Raw genomic sequence first — 20272 nt, 5'->3', positions numbered from 1 at the left:
ACTGGGCCCGCAATTTTTGTTAATTATTAATTTTTTTTCAATCAATCTTAAGCCAAAAAGTAAAAAAGACCAATTCCACCAACCATCCAGCAGTAATAAGCAAAATAATGGAATCCTTTTTTCTTAAGAATCAGGATCAGGTACTTAAGTGCAAAATATCCGGAGATAAATGAGGTCAGAAATCCTACGGTTAGGCTCATCAGTTGAGCATCGCTTACCCCCACTTCCAACATCTCTTTAAATTGAAGTAACATGGCTCCAGCAATTACCGGAATAACCATCAGAAAAGAAAAATTAGCGGCATCCTCTCGTTTCACTCCTAAATATAAAGAAGCTGAGATAGTAGATCCGGCCCGACTCACTCCCGGAATCATTGCGAAGGCCTGCGCTAAGCCAATCACAAAGCTCTTGGGAAGGTTGATTTCTTTCGTTGTATCACCTACAAATCGGGTAAGGAACAGAATGAAACCCGTAACTATCAGCATAATGGATACCAGCAGCGGATCCATAAAAATATCTTCAATGTAATCTTTGAGTGTAAAGCCAATGGCCATAGCCGGTATCATACTCACTAAAATGAACCCAATTGTTTTAACTTGTGGGTCATCTTTCTTCTGAGACGGGGATTTTAAGAATCCAATGCCCGACATTAATAAATCACCTAAAAGTTTGCGATAGTAAATGAGTATCGCGCACAAACTTCCAAAGTGAACCACTACTTCGTAGGTTATGCCGGCCTCAAGATCGCCGCCTAAAATATATTTACCTAAAACAAGGTGTCCAGAGCTGCTGATAGGTAGAAATTCAGTGATCCCCTGAATAAGTCCTAATAAAAAAGATTGTAAAACGTCCATTTATTATATTTGTTCACTTTTTGAAGGCGAGAAAATAATCATATCATCAGCTAATACTAAAAAAAGAATTTAGAAAATGAGTGAATACGCAGTAGACATGGAAGCGCTGGGTGAAAAAATTCAGAAAACCAGTGCTTTTATCGAAGACATCAGGATTGAATTAGATAAAGTAATTATCGGTCAGCGTTATATGATTGACCGGCTTTTGGTGGGATTACTCACTAACGGGCACGTTTTACTTGAAGGGGTTCCCGGTTTGGCTAAGACGCTAACGGTCTCAAGTTTGGCCACCGTATTAGATACAGCTTTTCAGCGTATACAGTTTACGCCTGACTTACTCCCTGCCGATCTGATTGGTACGCTCATCTATAACCAAAAAGAAGCGGAATTCTTAGTTAAGAAAGGACCCATTTTCGCAAACATCATTCTCGCAGATGAGATTAACCGTTCTCCCGCTAAGGTGCAAAGTGCTTTACTTGAGGCCATGCAGGAAAAGCAGGTTACCATCGGGGAAAACACATTCAAGCTGGAAGAACCTTTCCTGGTACTGGCTACTCAAAACCCGGTTGAGCAAGAAGGAACGTATCCACTCCCTGAAGCACAGGTTGATCGTTTTATGCTGAAATTAAAGATTGGCTATCCTACCGAAAAGGAAGAGATGCAGATTATGCGTATGCAGGCCAAAACCGGCGAAAAAGTACAGCTTAAAAAAGTGGTTACCGTTGACAAAATTATGGATGCTCGTGCTACCATCAATGATATATATATGGATGAGAAAGTAGAGCAATATATCGTTGATCTGGTTTTTGCCACCCGTAAGCCCAAGAATTACAACCTCGATGATCTGGAGGACTTAATTAGCTTTGGAGCCTCTCCACGAGCTACTATCAACCTCAATCTTGCTTCCCGGGCGCAAGCCTTTATGGAGCACCGTGCATACGTTACACCGGAAGATGTGCGGACTATAGCGATGGATGTATTACGTCACCGTATTATTCCAACCTTTGAAGCGGAAGCGGAAGACATTACCCCGGAAGATATCGTAACGAAGATTATGAATAACGTTCAGGTTCCGTAGGAATATTGAACACTCAATATTGATTTCAGAACATTGAATTTTTAGAGGCGCTTTCGAGCGCCTTTTTTTATTGCGACTGGTAAATCAAAAATCGGTCATTCGATCTATCGGTTAATCGTAAATCAAGCTCTTCGTTATGAACTGGACATTGGGAACCGGAATTTGGTATCAGATTTGTTAAACAATAAAAAAGCCTCGCTCAAATTAATGAACGAGGCTTTAAATTTATCTAAGCTTAGTTAGAGAATTACTCTTCTTCGTCTGAAGATTCGTCTTCCTCTTTTTTCTCAGCTTTAGTGTCTTCAGCTGCCTTTTTCTTGGCTTTAGCTGCGTCTGCTTTTTCCTGAGCTTCAGCTTTTTCTTTCTCTTCCATGTCCGCTTTCAAAGCAGCAAGTCCTGACATTTCACCAAGCGTAGGAGCTCCGGTTTCCATGTTTGAGGTATCTACTTTCTTCTTCGCTTTCTTGGCTTTGTCCTTGTCAGAGTCAAGCTGACTAATTTCGATGTTTTTGCTGTTCTCATCGAAATTCAGAACAAATGCATCTTCTACCTTGTCGCCTTCTTTGTATTCGGCTTCAGTAGATTTGCTGTAGTTCAAGAAGGCTTCAGCGCCTAATGGAAGCTTAACAAATACGCCTTTGTCGGTTGTTTTAACAACTTCCCCTTCAACAGTATTTCCGGGAGCGTACTCTTCAGCATATTTTTTCCAAGGATTGTCTTCCACTTGTTTGTGGCCAAGGGTGATTCGACGGTTGTCGAAGTCAACACCAAGGATAACAACCTCGATTTCCTGATCTTTGTCAACCACTTCATTTGGATGGTCAACTTTCTCAGTCCAGCTAAGGTCAGAAACGTGAATCAAGCCGTCAATACCTGGCTCGAGCTCAACGAATACGCCAAAGTTGGTAAGGTTGCGAACAATACCTGTGTGCTTGGAACCAACCGGGAAGCGGTCCAGGATATCTGCCCATGGATCGTCCTCAAGTTGCTTAACACCAAGAGAGATTTTCTTCTCTTCTTCGTTGATGTTCAGCACTATACATTCTACAATATCATCCTTCTCAACTAATTGAGATGGGTGCTTAATGTGTTGTGTCCATGACATTTCAGAAATGTGAATAAGACCTTCAACACCTTTTTCAAGTTCAATAAATGCACCGTAATCAGCGATAGAAACAACGCGCCCCTGAACTTTATTTCCTTCAGGATATTTCTCGTTGATGCCATCCCATGGATGCGGCTGTAATTGCTTAAGACCAAGAGAAACTCGTTTGCTCTTCTCGTCAAAGTCGATAACAGCAACGTTCATGCGCTGGTCGAGGGATACAATCTCGTGCGGATCGTCAACACGTCCCCAAGATAGATCGGTAATGTGAAGAAGTCCGTCAACACCACCAAGATCGATGAATACACCGAAGTCTGTAATGTTTTTAACAGCACCTTCAAGAACCTGACCGGCTTCAATAGTTTCAAGAATTTCTTCTCTCTGCTCTTCAAGATCAGACTCAATAAGAACACGGTGAGAAACAACTACGTTTTCTGCAGCCATGTTAAGTTTCACAACCTGGAATTCCATGGTTTTGCCTACATAGGCATCAAAGTCACGAACAGGTCGTACATCAATTTGCGATCCAGGTAGGAAAGCATCAATTCCTAATACATCTACAACCATACCACCTTTGATACGTCGCTTGATGTAACCTTCAATAACAACGCCGTCGTCATGAGAAGCTTCGATAGTCTCCCAAGCTTTCAGGATATCTGCTTTACGGCGGGATAGAATTAGCTGGCCTTCTTTATCTTCAACACGATCAAGGAATACTTCCACTTCATCGCCGGGCTGCATCGCTTCGAGAGCCTCATTTGAGAATTCATTAACCTGAATAATACCTTCAGATTTGAAGCCAATATCAACAACCACGTACTTCTCATCAACTGAGACTACACGGCCGTGTACAATTTCTTTTTCTTCAATTTCATTGAGGGTATCTTCGTACATACCCACCATTTCATTGTATTCGTCATCAGAATATTCATCTGATGGGCGCTGGAGGTCTTCAAGTTTGTATACCTCGCCTTCTACGTCGCCAGAATACACATGAGTCAATGTTTCTTTTCTCTCTTCTGCGGCTGTTTCTTTAGCTTCAGCTGCTGCTTGCTCTTCTGAACTTTCTTCAGCTGTTGTTTCTTCTTCCGCTTCAGCTACCGTGGTTTCTTCAACCGTATCTTCGGTAGCTTCCTGTTCCGTTTGTTCTTGTTTTACTTCTTCAGTCATTATGTTTGGTTATAGATTTACCTCACAATTGACTTTCAATTGTGGGATAAGTTATGATTAATTATTTAGTCTGATTGATCAATTCCTTGATCTTATTACTGATGAAAGTGACCTGCTCTTCGAACGTCATTTCAGAAGTATCTACTAAAATGGCATCGTCAGCTTTTTTAAGAGGATCAGAACTTCGGTTAGAATCTTTCTCATCTCTTGCGGCAATGTTTTGCTTCACTTCTTCAAGTGTAACTTTCTTGCCACTCGCTTTCACTTCTTCAAATCTTCGTTTGGCCCGCGTTTCTAAATCTGCAACCATATAAAATTTTAAGGCTGCATCAGGAAAAACCGCTGTACCCAAATCCCTTCCGTCGGCAATATATATGTCGTGTTTTACTGCTTCATGCATTAAACCGTTGACAAATGCGCGCACATCTGGGTTTGAGGCTACCTCACTTACATTCTCAGAAACCTCCATACTTCGTATTTGGTCGCTAACATCTTGACCATTTAAAAAGGAATGAAATGTTTTCTGTTTGAAGTAAAAGGAAATCTCACTTTCTTTCAGCATGTCAATGAACTGTGGTAATTCTTTATTAGAGTTCAAATAAACAAGGGTAGCTACACGATACAACGCTCCAGAGTCCAGAAATTGAATCTGAAGATTTGCCGCTACGGCTTTTGCTGTTGAACTTTTGCCCGATCCTGCGGGTCCATCTATTACCACTATCATATCAGATCAGCTAAATTAAACTTATCTTGTTAATTATTCAATCATTTCTTGTTTAATATTTCCATAACTCTTAATTTTGGTTTCTCGAAAAGAATCGAGGAAAAATCAATTTAAAAGCATATTTCGCAATGCCAATTACTAAACAAGCCGTTAAACGTGTTCGTCAGGCTGAGAAAAGAAGAGATCATAACCGTAACCGACGCTCAAAAATGAGATCGCTTATCAAAAAGGTTTTTGACCTTAATGACAAAGAGCAAGCTGAAAAAGCGCTCAAAGAAGCTGTTTCTTACCTCGACCGAATGAGCGTTAAAGGAATTATTCACAAGAATAATGCCGCTCGTAAAAAAGCTCAGTTAACTAAACACGTTAACAACCTTTAAATACACGTTGGATGACCAACCCTGAATCGAAAGCACTGCTCGTCATTTTAGATGGATTCGGGTTGGCAAAAGATCCAACCGTCAGCGCTGTGGACCAGGCTGACAAACCTTTCATTGATTCACTTTTTGAATCATGTCCCCACTCCAAACTTTCTGCAAGCGGAGAAAATGTAGGTCTCCCAGACGGTCAGTTTGGCAATTCTGAAGTGGGACATCTTAATATTGGTGCCGGACGAATTGTTTGGCAAGAACTCTCCAGAATTAATAAGGCTATCAAAGACGGTTCTTTTTTTGAGAATGAAGAACTTCTAAAAGCTATTAATAAAGCCAAGCCCAAAAATAAGATACATCTTATGGGGCTTTTCTCGGATGGAGGCGTTCACAGCCACAATGAGCATCTGTTTGCTCTTCTCGAACTGTGCAAAAAACACGGTATCGACAATGTGAATGTGCATGCTTTCACGGATGGAAGAGATACTAATCCCGACGGAGGCATTAATTATGCCAAAGAATTTAAATCAAAAGCCGAAGAGATAGGCGTTGGCAAATTGGCTTCTATTGTTGGGCGTTATTACGCTATGGATCGTGATAACCGCTGGGAGCGCATTAAACTTGCTTACGATCTCTTAGTTCATGGTGAAGGTGAAAAATTCGATTCCGCTGAAGAAGCCTTTAAAGCCTCTTATGAAGCGGAAGTCACCGATGAATTTATCAAACCAATACTATTAGATAGCTCTCCCAACTCGCGAATTGAAAAAGGAGATGTTGTCATCTATTACAATATTCGTGGAGACCGTGCCCGGCAGATTTCAAGGACTCTCAACGAAAATAATTTTAGAGAGTTTGATGTAGATGACCTGGATCTCCATTACACCACATTCACTTCTTATGATGAGACTTTTGGGTTTGCTCATGTAGCCTACCCTCCTCAGGAACTCACAAATACTATTGGTGAGTGGGTAAGCGGAAAAGGTTTAAAGCAATTTCGAATAGCTGAGACCGAGAAATACCCGCACGTCACCTACTTCTTTAATGGCGGAGTGGAAACACCCAACGAGGGCGAAGACCGAACTGTGATTCCAAGTCCAAAAGTGGCTACTTACGACCTTCAGCCTGAAATGAATGCTGAGCAAGTGGCTGATGCACTTTGCGAAAATTTAGCTAAGAATGAGTATCAACTTGCGGTGCTTAATTTCGCAAATCCGGATATGGTTGGGCACACAGGTGACATGAAAGCGGCAATCAAAGCCGTTGAAACTATTGATGCACAACTTAAGAGAGTAATTGAAACAGCAAATAAGCACGGGTATCGCTCTCTGATTATTGCCGATCACGGTAATGCAGACTGCATGATTAAGGAAGATGGCAGCCCTCACACTGCTCATACAACTGCTTTAGTACCGGCCATAGTGGTTAATCACCCCGATGATATCACCTTACACGATGGTATTCTGGCTGACGTATCTCCTACGCTCCTAAAGCTTATGGGTGTTGAGCAGCCGAAAGAAATGACCGGCAAACCATTATTTTAACCAATCACTTCGCATTTAGTTTGCATTTACTTTTCCTCGCTACTACCTTCGAGTAGTAATGAACTAAAGCAGTGTTTCAGACGTTTTTTTATCTGAAATTAACAGACTTATTTTAGCACAAAGATTATAGGAACTCGTCTAATGGAGGGAAATTTTTCAAGCAAAGTTCGGGATGTCATCCAATTCAGCCGTGAAGAAGCTTTACGGTTAGGACATGATTATATCGGAACGGAGCATTTAATTTTAGGTATCGTTCGTTTAGGTGATGGAGTTGCAGTTCGGATTCTCAAGAATTTGGATTGTGATCTTTTCAAACTTAAAAAAACAATCGAAGACACCGTGAGAGGTACAGGTGGATCGGTTCAGGTTGGAAATATTCCGTTAACCAAACAGGCCGAAAAAGTACTTCGTATCACGTATTTAGAAGCCAAATTATATAAAAGCGATACAATTGGTACTGAGCACCTTTTATTATCCCTGTTGAGAGATGATGAAAATATTGCTGCACAAATACTGCAACAGTTCAGCATTTCTTATGATGCAGTTCGGGAAGAACTGGATCTTATCATATCAGGAAAATCTCGTGAAGACCATGGCGATTCTTCGTCTATGACAGCGAGTGCATCCGCATCAAAAGGATCCGGTTCTGGATCAGGAAGCTCACGCGAGAAGAAAATGGAAAAATCTAAAACACCTGTACTCGATAACTTTGGCCGTGACTTGACCGAAATGGCTGAAGAAGGTCGCCTCGACCCAATTATTGGGCGTGAAAAAGAAATTGAGCGAGTGGCTCAGGTATTAAGCCGCCGTAAGAAAAATAACCCGGTTCTTATTGGAGAACCCGGTGTTGGTAAAACTGCGATTGCAGAAGGACTTGCAACACGAATAATTGAACGTAAAGTATCTCGTGTACTTTATGACAAGCGCGTAATTGCTTTAGATCTGGCTGCTTTGGTAGCTGGGACGAAGTATCGCGGTCAGTTTGAAGAGCGTATGAAAGCGGTAATGACCGAGCTCGAAAAAACCGACGATGTCATTCTATTTATTGATGAGCTACATACTATTGTTGGAGCTGGAGGAGCCAGTGGTTCTTTAGATGCTTCCAATATGCTGAAACCTGCTCTTGCCCGCGGTGATGTACAGGCAATTGGTGCTACAACTCTGAATGAGTATCGTCAGTTTATTGAAAAAGATGGTGCGCTGGAACGACGTTTCCAGAAGATTATGGTTGATCCGACCACCCCTGAAGAAACCAACGAGATTTTAAATCAAATCAAACCGAAATACGAAAAACATCACAGCGTTCGCTATACCGAAGATGCGATTGAAGCTTGTGTGAAACTCACCGACCGATATGTAACCGATCATTTCCTTCCCGATAAAGCGATTGATGCTTTAGATGAAGCAGGAGCTCGCGTTCACTTATCGAACATCACGGTTCCTCAGAATATTATCGACCTCGAAGAAGAAATCGAGACTACAAGTGTTGAGAAAAACTCAATGGTTAAGAAGCAACGTTTTGAAGAAGCTGCCCGCCTGCGAGATAAAGAAAAACGTCTGATTGAAGAATTGGAAGTAGCTCAACAGCAGTGGGAAAAAGAATCAGAAGACATTGTGTATGATGTTGAAGAAGAAGATGTAGCTTCTGTAATAGCCATGATGAGTGGCGTTCCTGTTAACAAGATTAGCCAGAACGAAGGCCAGAAACTTCTGAAAATGAAGGAAGAGCTTTCCGGACAGGTAATTGGTCAGGACGAAGCAATCATCAAATTAACCAAAGCCATTCAGCGCACACGTGCTGGACTTAAAGACCCAACCCGTCCTATTGGTTCCTTTATTTTCTTAGGACCAACCGGTGTTGGTAAAACAGAAATGGCGAAGGTTCTTTCCAAGTATCTATTTGATAAAGAAGACACGCTCATCCGCATCGACATGAGTGAGTATATGGAGAAATTCTCTGTATCCAGACTCGTAGGAGCTCCTCCGGGATATGTTGGATATGAAGAAGGTGGTGTACTTACTGAAAAAGTTCGTCGTAAGCCTTACAGTGTCATTCTTCTGGATGAAATTGAAAAAGCCCACCCTGATGTGTTTAACATTTTACTTCAGGTGTTGGATGATGGAATCCTGACTGACAGCCTCGGCCGTCGAGTTGATTTCCGTAATACTATTATCATCATGACTTCTAATATTGGAGCACGTGATATCCGAAATATGGGTAAAGGCATCGGTTTTGATGTTGATGACTCTGCTTTCGACTATGCGAAGATGAAATCAACCATTCAGGATGCACTTAAGAAAGTGTTTAATCCTGAATTCCTGAATCGTATTGATGATGTAATCACCTTCCGTCCACTCGAAAAAGCTGATATCTATCAGATTATCGACTTGATGAATGAAGATCTCTTCAAACGAATTAAGGAGCTTGGTTTTGAAATTGAAGTAACAAAAGCAGCTAAGGAATTCATTACAGATAAAGGCTTCGATCAGAAGTATGGAGCGCGACCACTTAAGCGAGCAATCCAGAAATATATCGAAGATCCATTAGCTGAAGAACTCCTCGAGAACAGACACAACGAAGGATCACTCATCAAGATTAAGATGAATAAATCCAGAGATGGATTAGACTTTGATTGGGATGAAGCTGAACCTTCACAGAAAGACGAAGACACCAAATCTAAAGAAGAGGATACTTCAGAAAAGCCCAAAGAAGCTTAGACTGAATTTTCTTTAAGAACATTGAAAGACCTGCCCAATCACTTGTGCAGGTCTTTTTTTTGGACAATTCTTTCTTTAAAGAAATTTAAATCAAAAGCTCACATTTAAGTTCAGCGCTTTATTCAATCCACTTAGCGTATACTGGTTTGCTCTCGTTCTCTGTAACTCGATGGACAGCAATTCTGATTTTCCTAATGATCCGCTATAATCTTGTCTCTCAATGGATCGCGCTTCAATATTAATAGTATGAAGCTCAACATCGGTAAGCACAGAGGCTGTTTCATCGGCAGTTAAGGCCACAATTACATTGTCTTCAGGTACAAATTCTGCAAAATGTAAGTCAGACCGGAAGCTTGTACTTCCCTCCCTTTCACCGCTTAACAACGAATAAACCCCAACTCTGCTGGAAGAGCGGATGGTTATATATTCTCCTTCACCTGAAAATCTAACATCTGCAATATTTTGGTTGAATGTAAATGTACCAAGCTCATTCCCAAAGCGATCTGTTATATTTACCTGATCATCTGATCCGGATTGAGATGAAACCACAGCAATAAACTGGCCATCTTTTGATACCTTCACCAAACTTATAGTCCGATCACCACTGTAGAAAATATTGGTGGTCGTCCAATTTCTGTTTACTACCTGAGCACTGGAGCCTTCTTTTCCACCACGGACGATCTTCGGATTGAATAAAACAGTCGTCTTAAATGCTGGATCAGCGGCTAATTCGGAAATTGATTCTCCCTCGGTACTCTGAGAACTGTTTGAAATCGATTGCTGTACTTTTCCTGAATTGTCATAAAAAAGAAAATTAGCAATGTTTTCCCGGACCACATATCCGCCATTCGGTTTTATATATACTTTTACGGAATTATCCCCGCTCTGCAAATTGTAAGAACCTGTTAGAAGCGGCGTTCCACTTCCTTCATACAAAGAAACACCCGATGCATTTAAGCTTCCCGAAAGCGATGTCAAAATATTAATATCGTTTGAGACTCCGCTTGCAAAACTCAGAGAACTACCATTTATAGCCACTTGATGCCCGGCCACAATAAATTGACTCGGGCTATTACCTCTGGTAGCAGATGACTCTGAAACTCTTAATTGAGAATAAACTGATGTACTAATAAGTGTAAATACGGTAAGAAAAATCGAATATTTCATGTAGTTCTTTTGATTAAATGCACTGCAAAGAACGTGATTTTTCAAGAATATTTCTTCTTTTTCAAAGGCTTTTTATCAAAATTCATATCTTAACTGAAAATCGGAATAAATAAACGTTTATATGGGCTATCATCTAATTACAGGCGGGTGCGGATTCGTCGGCAGAAATTTTGTAAAACGACTTCATAAAACAACCAACGATACCATCTTTTTTATTGATGACTTATCGGTCGGAACTCATCCTTCTGAATGGCTTCCGGATGGAACACCGGCTCGGAAAGAAAATGGACTGGAATATTTTGGAGAAGACGAACGCATGGTCTTTCTCAAACAAGATGCCCGCTATTTTATCCGAGCAATGCTGGATGATAAAGACTACATCAACAAGACCTACGGACTTGAAGTTGATAGCTTTAAAGATGTATTCCACTTTGCCGCTATTGTTGGAGGCCGTGCCAAAATTGATGGCGACCCAATGTTAGTTGCTCTTGATTTATCTATTGATGCAGAGTTCTTTCTTTGGGTGTGCCGCCAAAAACCTGAGCGTGTACTCTACCCAAGCTCAAGCGCTGCTTACCCTGTTGACCTTCAAACAGAGTCTGATGCCATTGCCTTAAGTGAGAGCGACATCGACTTCAAAAATATGGGTCAGCCAGACATGACCTACGGCTGGTCTAAGCTTACCGGTGAGTATCTCGCGCATATTGCAGCTAAATACTATGATGTTTCTGTGACTTGTATCCGTCCGTTTTCAGGATATGGGGAAGACCAGGATCTTTCATACCCTATTCCAGCTATCGCCCGGCGTGCAGCACTAAAAGAGAATCCTTTTGAAGTTTGGGGAACCGGAAAACAAGGACGGGATTTTGTCCATATTGAAGATGTGATGGACTGTACTCTTTACGCCATGGATAACATTTCTGATGGAAAAGCTATTAACATTGGCAGTGGCAAGCTAACCACTTTTCTTGAAATCATAGAAATTTTCACTTCTTTCGCCGGCTACAACCCGGATATTAAAAAGTTACTGGATAAGCCAGTTGGTGTTCACTCACGATATGCCGATATGAGCTACGTGAATAATGACTTGGGATGGAAGCCTAAACTTTCTATCGAAGATGGCATGCGCCGTGTTTATGACGCTGCTGTAGAAAAATACGCTTAGGCTGATGGCAACTATTGTATGCTTTGGACCCGGACCGAAATTTAAAGGAGGTATTTCCAACTATAATACCTCTTTAGCTAAAACTTTGGATAAAAATCCGGATAATGAAGTTCATATTGTTTCATGGACCAATCAGTATCCGTCTATTATTCCCCGGGAATTTGTCGATAAATCCAGTAAGTCTGACTTTCTGGAAGGCACTCGGATTAAGGTGAAGTACATCACAAACTATAACAACCCTCTGAGTTGGAAAGAAACCGCGAAGTACATCAAATCCTTAAACCCTGATAAGGTCATTTTTCAATGGGCTATTTCTATACAGGGAATTCCCATGGGTTCAATCTCAAAATGGCTGAAAAAGCATAGCACAGCAGAGGTTATTTTTGATCTGCATTTTGTTGTTCAAAAAGAAGGCAGCACTATTGATGAGCGACTCACAAAAATGGGTATTAAACACGCCGATACCTACATCACCCACGCATATAAAACGGTGGATGAGCTAAAAGCATTATATCCGAGTCGAAACTTTGATGTCAATGAAACCGGCGAGCGTACTCATTCACCTGAAGCAACTACGGTGATTAAGTTATTTCATCCTGTCTATGATTTATATCAGCCGGATCCTGATTTTGATACCGAAGCTTTCAAAAAAGAATTAGGCTTAAAGAAACATGTTTTTCTTTACTTCGGATTCATTCGAAAGTATAAAGGCTTGCACAATGCTATCCGTGCATTCAAGAAAGTAGCAGATCAGCGGGATGATGTTAGCTTCCTCATTTGCGGTGAAGAATTTTGGGCTACGCTCGATACTTCTAAAATCACCACAAAAATAAAGCGCGGATTGTTTGCAATAGCACAAAAGCTGTTGCTCAAAAACAAAGAAAGCGAACAGGATTACCGTCCACTTAAATTGGTTGAAGAACTAAATCTTCAGGATAGTACCGTAGTTAAGAACGAGTTTATCCCAAATGAAGATGTAAGCAAGTATTTTCAGGTTAGTGATTGCAGCGTGCTCTACTATCTCACAGCTACCCCTTCTGGTGTTGAATCGCTTACCTACAATTTTGAACTTCCAATTCTGGCTACCAACGTAGGTCACTTCCCTGAAACCATTACAGATGGCTATAATGGATATCTTGCCGAAGACCGGAATATAGATTCTATGGCAGAGCAGATGCTGAAGTTTATTGAACACCCCCTTCCTTCTGAAAATGTTCGTAAATCTGCAGAGAATATGAGCTGGGAAAACTACGTTAAAGCCATCCTGAAAGACATCTCCGAATAAATCCGAAATTTTAGGAAAAAAGTGATTTATTCATTTGGTAACCGTCTGAAATAAGTCATATATTTGGAGTCTTTCGAATGAACGGGGAGTGGCGCAGTCCGGTAGCGCATTCGCTTTGGGAGCGAAGGGTCGCAAGTTCAAATCTTGTCTCCCCGACTAACATTGATTTCCTGACTTCATCGTTGGGAAATTTTGATTTTTGACATACTGTAGTTGAGCGCCCGTAGCTCAACTGGATAGAGCAACGCCCTTCTAAGGCGTAGGTTACAGGTTCGACTCCTGTCGGGCGTACAAGCTTTGGCTTACTTAACAAGGCGACATGGCCGAGTGGTTAGGCAGAGGTCTGCAAAACCTCGTACGGCGGTTCGAGTCCGCCTGTCGCCTCATAGTAACATGCTTTATTTTTTGACTTATTGATTTTTATGCCGCGTTCGTCTAGGGGTCCAGGACGCCGCCCTTTCACGGCGGTAGCACGGGTTCAAATCCCGTACGCGGTACTATTAAACGGAGCTCGTAGCTCAGTCGGTTAGAGCGCTAGGTTGTGGCCCTAGAGGCCGTGGGTTCAATTCCCATCGGGCTCCCTTTTTATCTTTTAGCTGTGGACGAAAATCCACGGTTTTTTTATTGAGTATATTTTCGAAATGCCGCGTTCGTCTAGGGGTCCAGGACGCCGCCCTTTCACGGCGGTAGCACGGGTTCAAATCCCGTACGCGGTACGAAACAAAAAGCCTCTTGAGATTTTTCTCATGAGGCTTTTTTTATATCTATGAGTTACCTGCTAAACTTTCTATATCAGCCGGTTCGCCAATCAACAGGAATTCATCGATCTCACTTATAATAGTGTTTCCGTGAGGAATAATGAGTTCACTGCCACGGTAAATGATAGCAATAAGGCACGTTCCTGGTAATTCGATATCCCGTATGGGCTTGTTGATGTACTTCTTTAGCTGTGAATGGTCATTCACACTGATATGAGAGAAATGCTCTTCAGTGAGCAGGCAATCTCTTAGCTTCCTCTTACTGTCTGCTTTCATCCAATTTTCTTTGAAATGAATAGCCTGAACAATTTCAGCAAGATGACCCATCAGACGGATATCAACACCTTGCTCTGTTTCCGGAACCAGTAGAATTGCAAAGAGGTAGTTCTCCTCTTCATTATTGATTTCCTCTAAGTCTGTTTTGGTTCTGAAAACCACCAGCTCAGGTTCAGCTACATACGATACTTTATGATGGCTACAAGCGACACCCTGACCTAATTTTGTAATGCTTATATCCTGTTTACTAGTCAACTCGGTATGTATCACTTTTTTCTCGACTCCTATTCTGCCTGATAGAATATCTGCGGCCTGTTCAAATAAGTCTGCTTCTGAGTGACTCTTTTCCAGATCGATGATTACACAGCGTGCAATTGTTTCCTTGTAAGAAAGATGTTCACTTAGGTTTTTATCGTTAATAAGATTCAGCAGCTCTAAGTCCAGGTCGTCATACCTATTCTTCCCTAAGCGTTGATGCACATGGAATATAGCTCCCCGTCTAGACAGTTCTCCTTTGGTATAGTAGATGTACCACATAATGCACATCACAATAATAAAACCTGTTAGAGAAACGGCAAGGATACCCATTTCAGAAATCAGCCAAATTGAAATCAGCATTCCTAAAATCTGTACCCAAGGATAGAATGGAGACTTAAATCCAGGCTGATATCCTTTTATGTTACTTTCTCTCATGATGATTACAGCAAAGCACATCATTCCAAACAGAAGAAGCTGAAACGCACTTGCTAACTTCGCCACTGCTTCTACATCAAAAATTAGTAAAATTGCCAACATACAAACCACCGTAATTATTATTGCATAATAAGGGGTTCCCTGCTTTCCTATTTTTCGAAAGTTCGCGCTAACCAGTTTATCTCTGGACATCGCAAAAGGATATCGTGAGGCTGACATGATTCCTGCATTACCTGTTGAGGCAAAAGCTGCAACCGCTGCAATCACAATTAGAAGAACACCGCCCGAACCGGGTAGCCACGACATGAATTTAGCTCCTGCGTCTGCTACAGGGGTAAGGCTTGCGTGAAATTCGGCAGGAGTGAGAATCTGCTGCATCACATAAACTCCAGCTACATAAATTAAAGAAGCCGTAGCCAGCGAAAGGATCATCCCGAGTGGTATATTTCGGTCCGGATTCTCAACCTCTTCCGCCACACTCGTAACTTTTGTGAGCCCCGCATAAGAGACAAAAACCAAGCCAATAGTCGCAATAAAGCCATGGATTCCATTTCCAAAAAAGGATTGATCTGAATCTGAAGTCCCTAGTTCGAATCCTACCGCGCCAAGCCCCTGTATTACGAATATTCCCATAATCAGGATTAAGACCGTAACCAATATCCGCTGTAAAAGTGTTGTCTCCTTAGCCCCAAATATGTTCAGAACGCCAAAAATTACCGTAAGTGCAAGGGCCAATGCCGTAAATGGCATATCAACAAAAAGCGCTAAATAAGCCCCCATTCCTATCAGTGCAAATGAACTTTTGAACATTAATGCCACCCAAGAACCGAGTCCGCCTATGGTTCCTATCATGGGGCCTAAACTCCTATCCAAAAAGTAATAGGTTCCACCTGACTTTGGCATAGCCGTTGATAATTCAGCCACACTTAGCATTGCCGGTATAATCAATATACCCGAAGCCAGATAGGCTAAGTACACAGCCTCCCCTGTTTGGGCCGCAGCGATACCCGGAAGTAAAAAGAAGCCTGAACTAAACATTGCACCCGTACAAATGGCGAATACATCATATAAACCAAGTTGTTTTTTAAGCTTTTTCTTTGACATGAAATTCTTCTCTGTTTGATAGATATACTTCTATCAATGTTAATTGTAGATGTTATGAGACTGACCTCAACAAGAGCATATTTAGCCTAATTAAGGAGTTATTTTGGAGTAAAAAGTAACGAGCTGGTAAATAGTTAGCAGCTATAGATACGTTTTACAGTCTGGATTGTGATGAAAAGAATAAAAATATTGGCTACCTAAGAACAAAAAAAGGATTGTGCAAAGGTGTGTATTACAACTGCCTTTAAGCTGTAGCAAGTTGCTTTTTGAACAAAAATTTGTTGAATGTACTGATGAAGCCATTGGCTGTTAATTATGAAATTGCAGTTTAGCTAAATCAGGAGCAAACCTTTTTTGAATACAACAGGTGAGTTGACGCCCAGTTAAGACGCTCCTTATTTATATGAATTGCAAATAACGGAAAAAATAATCTGCAACCAAATCCCAATTTCTAATTAGGCTTATATCTGTTATTGATTACTCGCTCACACGCCGATATCGAGTCTGGAAGAAGAACTATTAGTTCTTCTTTAGCTCTATACCAAGATAGTAACGTGGTGATGAACCTGAGTCCGACTCATTTTGAGCAGTCACATAAAGCTGATAGGTATATTTACCTGCATCAAGGAGTTGCTCACCAACGTAGTCAATAGGTTGAACTACTGCTTGTTCGCCATCAATTTCAGTTTCGAGATAGGCATATCGGTAGGCTTTCTTTACTTCAAAGAAATCTGAGTTCTCGCCCGGTCTTAGAGTCCCATAGGAGACCTCTTCTTTCGGAAATGAAACGGTAATATTCTCCATTTCAAACTCAGAGTTATTCTCAATTCTGATTTTTACAGCCTCATTTCCCTCAAATAAATTGGTATCACAACCGGCTATTAAAAGAATACAGACCAGCAGAAAAAGCTTAGTTATCGTTTTTGAAATCATGAGATTTAGTTTAGTGAGAGGTTAAAATATCAACGCTTTTCTAAAGCATTATAATATGTCACTAAACTTTTTCTCTGATTTTTGGTTTTTGGCTTTCAACATTGTTTTTATTGATCATTTCACCAAGTAAACCCGTTGAGAAGAACTGAACTCCAACCACCATGAGTAATATTCCTAAAAACAGGAGCGGCCGATCACCGATTCCTTGTGAATAAACGAATTTTAAAAACGCCATATACAGATTGATAACACCGCCGGCCAGTAGTAATAACACACCAATGGTTCCAAAGAAGTGCATTGGTTTTTGCAGGTAACGCTGTACAAAAGTGATGGTAATTAAATCAAGAAAGCCGTTCATGAAACGGGAAAGACCAAATTTCGTCTTTCCATATTTGCGTGGATGGTGTTTAACCACCTTTTCTGTAATACGCGTATAGCCTTCTCTTTTTGCAAGCATCGGGATATATCTATGCAGCTCTCCATACAAGTATATATCCTCTACCACATCAGCCCGATAGGCTTTAAGGCCGCAGTTAAAATCATGGAGTTCTATGCCTGCAGCTTTTCGTGTTACATAATTGAAAAACTTAGAGGGAATGGTTTTTGAAAGAGGATCATGACGCTCTTTTTTCCACCCACTTACTAAGTCGTATCCATCTTTGAGCATTTGCACCATTTCCGGGACCTCATTTGGATCGTCCTGAAGATCGGCGTCCATCGTTACTACATAATCACCTTTTACCGTTTCAAAACCGGCTTGCAGTGCTACACTTTTCCCATAGTTATGGCTGAAATTAATCCCATGTACAAAACTTTTTTGTTCGCTCAAAGATTTGATAACAGCCCAAGATCCGTCCGAGGAACCATCATCAACAAAGATAATTTCATAGCTAAACTTGTTGGCTAATGCGGCTTGAATCGCCTTCTCTAATTCGGGCAGCGATTCCTCTTCATTATAAACCGGAACAACGATACTGATATCAATTTGTGTCTGTAAATCTGGGTCTTTCAAAATGTGTTCTTTTATATATGTTCAGAAATGGTTTACTTTCACGCCATTAAAAACGTTCTAAAATACACTTTCTGATTGCTATGAAAAAATTGTATTACTCAATGGGAGAAGTCAGTAAGCTAACCGGACTTGAACCTCATGTTCTCCGGAACTGGGAAAAAACATATACTGAGTTAAGTCCTAAGAAAAACAGTGCTGGAAATCGTGTTTATAAAGAACCCGAGCTCGCACTCATTTTCCGAATTAAGGAACTGCTTCACGATAAAAAATACAGCGCGGAAGGTGTACAGGAAATCTTGAGCGGAGAGGAAGAAATTGAAACTCCACCTCTTAGCGCTGAGGCCCGCAAAGATCTAAACGAGATTAAAGTTTTTCTTAATGATCTTCTAGAGCGTCTTTAAGACTCTAATCTAGCACTCCTCCGCAATACAAGGATCATAAAGAACTGAGCGCAGACCATTATTGCCATTCCCACTAAATGGAGTACCTGTAAAACTCGAGGCATATCTAGATAATACAGCCCTATTCCTATCAATACCTGAAGCAACACCAAAATCACATTCCACTGGCCTAGTTTCATAACTAATCCCTCGGCTTTGTCTTTTTTGAGGAGATAGAAAAGAAACACCCCCGCTAAAATAACCAGCCACGAAAAACTTCGGTGAATAGGAAACATAGCCCCAACTTGGTCAATCCACAGGCTTCTTGGAGGTACATTAGCTACTTCTTTAATTACGTCAATAGCTTCGCGAACCTGCGTCCCAAGTACTAATTGTATCATTGTTAATCCAAATAAAATCCACATCGTCCAGAGTACTTTTTTTCTGAATCTTTCCTCAATCCGGACTTTAAAAAAGTCACTCGTAGCTTCGAAAGTAGCATAAAGAAGTGTCGTTACTATCACCATAGCAACAAGCATGTGAGCTGTAATTAAGCCTTCGTGCAGACCGGTTTTAACAACCACCCCACCAAGCCAACCTTGAAAGAGGACGAGCACAAAAGCTGCTGCAGAACTGTAAAAAACTGTTGGTTTCTTTTTCCGGTAACGTATAGAAAGCAAAAAAGTAGCTGTTATTAGCAAACCAATAACCACTCCAACAAGTCGATTTAGATATTCAATCCAGGTTTTGTAGACATTGAATTGGGATGCATCAAAACCGGCCGGAAGGTCGGCTAAACTAGTGGGAGGTACCCACATACCAAAGCATTTGGGCCAATCAGGGCATCCTAATCCTGCCCCTGCGGCTCGCACTAAACCGCCCACTAAGATCAGAAATAAAGTAGCACCAACTGTAGTAATCGCTGTTTTTTGAAAAGCATTTAATTTCATGGAGTAAAGACTGTCAAGTAAGAGGAATAATATTTAAATTTAAGACTGCTTGAAGCAATTATTTTACCTATCAAAGTTACATGAATTCAGCCGAAGATAACATTCTCATCCAGAGATCTTTTACGAGTGTTGTTGCCGATTATTATCAACTAACCAAGCCTGGCATAACTATGTCTGTGTTGGTAAGTATGCTCGTCGGCTTTATCCTTGGCAGTGGTGCAAACATCAATTTTGTCACCCTCATTCACGCCTTGATTGGAACGTACTTAATTGCAGCCGGAACAGGTGCTCATAACCAATTTTTGGAGCGCAATTTTGACGGCTTAATGAAGCGCACATCAAAACGCCCCCTGCCTGACCAGCGTATCGATTCCACAAAGGGAATGATCTTTTCATTGAGTATGATTTTTTCAGGATTACTCTATTTAATCCTTTTGGTTAATCCTGTAGCCGGTGCCGTTTCTTTCGTTACTACTCTGATTTATTTAGGGATTTACACGCCAATGAAGCGAGTTTCTGCGATCAATATTGCCATTGGCGCTATTCCGGGGGCACTTCCTCCTGTTGGTGGATGGGCTGCTGCTACCGGTAATATTGCAGAACCGGGAATGTGGCTGCTATTTGGGATTATGTTTTTGTGGCAAGTACCTCACGTTCTCTCCATTGCATGGCTTTGTAAGGATGATTATTCCAGCGCCGGCTTTAAGATGCTTCCTAAGCGAGATGAAAAGGGATATAAAACAGTATTTTTCTCTCTGATCTGCACCCTGAGCCTTTTCCCGGTTACGATCGCAATCTATCAGTTCGATATTTCGGGAATGATCTTTCTAGTTTCAAGCCTGATATTTGCTGTAGGCTTTTTAGCTTATACCATTCGATTCAGTTTAAACCGAACAAAGGAGAATGCTAAGAAGATGATGTTCGCTTCAATTGCGTATTTACCGCTTGTTTGGGTTGCCGTATTTATTGATCGGTTTTTTGTGTAAAC

Annotated in this window: 16 protein-coding genes and 6 tRNA genes; 14 read left to right on the top strand and 8 right to left on the bottom strand. The window is 41.2% G+C overall.

Going from position 1 to position 20272, the window contains the following annotated elements:
* Positions 1 to 47: 47 nt before the first annotated feature.
* Positions 48 to 854: a hypothetical protein gene (locus CL667_14300; GenBank protein ID MAL18864.1), complete on the bottom strand. Its 807-nt coding sequence runs from the start codon at positions 852 to 854 to the stop codon at positions 48 to 50.
* Between the two features lie 76 nt (positions 855 to 930).
* On the opposite strand from CL667_14300, the gene CL667_14295 reads away from it, so the two are divergent.
* On the top strand, positions 931 to 1932 hold the full coding sequence (locus tag CL667_14295) for an ATPase (protein MAL18863.1): 1002 nt from the start codon (positions 931 to 933) through the stop codon (positions 1930 to 1932).
* A 247-nt stretch (positions 1933 to 2179) separates the two neighbouring features.
* Here CL667_14295 and CL667_14290 read toward each other — a convergent pair whose 3' ends face one another.
* Entirely contained in the window at positions 2180 to 4207 is a 2028-nt protein-coding gene (locus tag CL667_14290; protein ID MAL18862.1) for a 30S ribosomal protein S1, read from the bottom strand.
* Positions 4208 to 4268: 61 nt separating this feature from the next.
* Positions 4269 to 4931, bottom strand: a complete 663-nt coding sequence (locus CL667_14285) for a cytidylate kinase (GenBank protein ID MAL18861.1) — start codon at positions 4929 to 4931, stop codon at positions 4269 to 4271.
* Between the two features lie 128 nt (positions 4932 to 5059).
* On the opposite strand from CL667_14285, the gene rpsT reads away from it, so the two are divergent.
* From rpsT to CL667_14270, 3 genes are all read left to right on the top strand, one after another.
* Complete coding sequence (rpsT, locus tag CL667_14280; GenBank protein MAL18860.1) at positions 5060 to 5311, top strand: 30S ribosomal protein S20; 252 nt, start codon at positions 5060 to 5062, stop codon at positions 5309 to 5311.
* An 11-nt stretch (positions 5312 to 5322) separates the two neighbouring features.
* A complete protein-coding gene (locus CL667_14275) occupies positions 5323 to 6843 on the top strand; it encodes a phosphoglycerate mutase (2,3-diphosphoglycerate-independent) (GenBank protein MAL18859.1) in 1521 nt (506 codons plus the stop codon).
* Between the two features lie 141 nt (positions 6844 to 6984).
* Positions 6985 to 9561: a Clp protease ClpC gene (locus CL667_14270; GenBank protein MAL18858.1), complete on the top strand. Its 2577-nt coding sequence runs from the start codon at positions 6985 to 6987 to the stop codon at positions 9559 to 9561.
* A 90-nt stretch (positions 9562 to 9651) separates the two neighbouring features.
* On the opposite strand, the gene CL667_14265 is transcribed toward CL667_14270, so the two are convergent.
* Positions 9652 to 10728 (bottom strand): hypothetical protein, encoded by a 1077-nt coding sequence (locus CL667_14265; protein ID MAL18857.1) that lies wholly within the window; start codon positions 10726 to 10728, stop codon positions 9652 to 9654.
* A 121-nt stretch (positions 10729 to 10849) separates the two neighbouring features.
* On the opposite strand from CL667_14265, the gene CL667_14260 reads away from it, so the two are divergent.
* From CL667_14260 to CL667_14225, 8 genes are all read left to right on the top strand, one after another.
* Positions 10850 to 11893 (top strand): epimerase, encoded by a 1044-nt coding sequence (locus CL667_14260; protein MAL18856.1) that lies wholly within the window; start codon positions 10850 to 10852, stop codon positions 11891 to 11893.
* A gap of 4 nt (positions 11894 to 11897) precedes the next feature.
* A complete protein-coding gene (locus CL667_14255) occupies positions 11898 to 13178 on the top strand; it encodes a hypothetical protein (protein ID MAL18855.1) in 1281 nt (426 codons plus the stop codon).
* A gap of 82 nt (positions 13179 to 13260) precedes the next feature.
* Positions 13261 to 13337: transfer RNA gene (locus CL667_14250), tRNA-Pro, on the top strand.
* Positions 13338 to 13395: 58 nt separating this feature from the next.
* A tRNA-Arg gene (locus tag CL667_14245) sits at positions 13396 to 13472 on the top strand.
* A 19-nt stretch (positions 13473 to 13491) separates the two neighbouring features.
* Positions 13492 to 13562: transfer RNA gene (locus CL667_14240), tRNA-Cys, on the top strand.
* A gap of 40 nt (positions 13563 to 13602) precedes the next feature.
* Positions 13603 to 13678, top strand: a tRNA-Glu gene (locus CL667_14235).
* Positions 13679 to 13685: 7 nt separating this feature from the next.
* Positions 13686 to 13759, top strand: a tRNA-His gene (locus CL667_14230).
* Between the two features lie 62 nt (positions 13760 to 13821).
* Positions 13822 to 13897: transfer RNA gene (locus CL667_14225), tRNA-Glu, on the top strand.
* A gap of 45 nt (positions 13898 to 13942) precedes the next feature.
* Here CL667_14225 and CL667_14220 read toward each other — a convergent pair.
* The 3 genes from CL667_14220 to CL667_14210 all read right to left on the bottom strand — a co-directional run bounded on the left by CL667_14220 (position 13943) and on the right by CL667_14210 (position 17927).
* A complete protein-coding gene (locus tag CL667_14220; GenBank protein ID MAL18854.1) occupies positions 13943 to 16009 on the bottom strand; it encodes an amino acid transporter in 2067 nt (688 codons plus the stop codon).
* 519 nt (positions 16010 to 16528) lie between these two features.
* The gene (locus tag CL667_14215; GenBank protein ID MAL18853.1) at positions 16529 to 16942 is read right to left on the bottom strand and encodes a hypothetical protein; all 414 of its coding nucleotides are present in this window, start codon (positions 16940 to 16942) and stop codon (positions 16529 to 16531) included.
* A gap of 61 nt (positions 16943 to 17003) precedes the next feature.
* Positions 17004 to 17927, bottom strand: a complete 924-nt coding sequence (locus CL667_14210) for a glycosyltransferase (GenBank protein ID MAL18852.1) — start codon at positions 17925 to 17927, stop codon at positions 17004 to 17006.
* Positions 17928 to 18034: 107 nt separating this feature from the next.
* Between CL667_14210 and CL667_14205 the strand changes: the two genes are divergently transcribed.
* Positions 18035 to 18355: a hypothetical protein gene (locus CL667_14205; GenBank protein MAL18851.1), complete on the top strand. Its 321-nt coding sequence runs from the start codon at positions 18035 to 18037 to the stop codon at positions 18353 to 18355.
* On the opposite strand, the gene CL667_14200 is transcribed toward CL667_14205, so the two are convergent.
* Positions 18352 to 19284 carry a heme A synthase gene (locus CL667_14200; GenBank protein MAL18850.1) on the bottom strand — a complete coding sequence of 311 codons (933 nt, stop codon included), beginning with the start codon at positions 19282 to 19284 and terminating at the stop codon, positions 18352 to 18354. The two genes, CL667_14205 and CL667_14200, sit on opposite strands and share 4 nt — an antisense overlap.
* An 80-nt stretch (positions 19285 to 19364) precedes the next feature.
* Between CL667_14200 and cyoE the strand changes: the two genes are divergently transcribed.
* On the top strand, positions 19365 to 20270 hold the full coding sequence (cyoE, locus tag CL667_14195; GenBank protein ID MAL18849.1) for a protoheme IX farnesyltransferase: 906 nt from the start codon (positions 19365 to 19367) through the stop codon (positions 20268 to 20270).
* The last annotated feature ends 2 nt before the right edge of the window (positions 20271 to 20272 follow it).

Source organism: Balneola sp. (assembly GCA_002694685.1).
GTDB lineage: Bacteria > Bacteroidota > Rhodothermia > Balneolales > Balneolaceae > Gracilimonas.
The sequence above is the reverse complement of the archived record's forward strand: the minus strand, read 5'-3'. Positions and strand labels throughout refer to the sequence as shown.

Coding starts and splice junctions, on each gene's coding strand:
- CL667_14300 (MAL18864.1), bottom strand. CDS start 854: ATGGACGTTTTACAATCTTTTTTATTAGGACTTATTCAGGGGATCACT.
- CL667_14295 (MAL18863.1), top strand. CDS start 931: ATGAGTGAATACGCAGTAGACATGGAAGCGCTGGGTGAAAAAATTCAG.
- CL667_14290 (MAL18862.1), bottom strand. CDS start 4,207: ATGACTGAAGAAGTAAAACAAGAACAAACGGAACAGGAAGCTACCGAA.
- CL667_14285 (MAL18861.1), bottom strand. CDS start 4,931: ATGATAGTGGTAATAGATGGACCCGCAGGATCGGGCAAAAGTTCAACA.
- rpsT (MAL18860.1), top strand. CDS start 5,060: ATGCCAATTACTAAACAAGCCGTTAAACGTGTTCGTCAGGCTGAGAAA.
- CL667_14275 (MAL18859.1), top strand. CDS start 5,323: ATGACCAACCCTGAATCGAAAGCACTGCTCGTCATTTTAGATGGATTC.
- CL667_14270 (MAL18858.1), top strand. CDS start 6,985: ATGGAGGGAAATTTTTCAAGCAAAGTTCGGGATGTCATCCAATTCAGC.
- CL667_14265 (MAL18857.1), bottom strand. CDS start 10,728: ATGAAATATTCGATTTTTCTTACCGTATTTACACTTATTAGTACATCA.
- CL667_14260 (MAL18856.1), top strand. CDS start 10,850: ATGGGCTATCATCTAATTACAGGCGGGTGCGGATTCGTCGGCAGAAAT.
- CL667_14255 (MAL18855.1), top strand. CDS start 11,898: ATGGCAACTATTGTATGCTTTGGACCCGGACCGAAATTTAAAGGAGGT.
- CL667_14220 (MAL18854.1), bottom strand. CDS start 16,009: ATGTCAAAGAAAAAGCTTAAAAAACAACTTGGTTTATATGATGTATTC.
- CL667_14215 (MAL18853.1), bottom strand. CDS start 16,942: ATGATTTCAAAAACGATAACTAAGCTTTTTCTGCTGGTCTGTATTCTT.
- CL667_14205 (MAL18851.1), top strand. CDS start 18,035: ATGAAAAAATTGTATTACTCAATGGGAGAAGTCAGTAAGCTAACCGGA.
- CL667_14200 (MAL18850.1), bottom strand. CDS start 19,284: ATGAAATTAAATGCTTTTCAAAAAACAGCGATTACTACAGTTGGTGCT.
- cyoE (MAL18849.1), top strand. CDS start 19,365: ATGAATTCAGCCGAAGATAACATTCTCATCCAGAGATCTTTTACGAGT.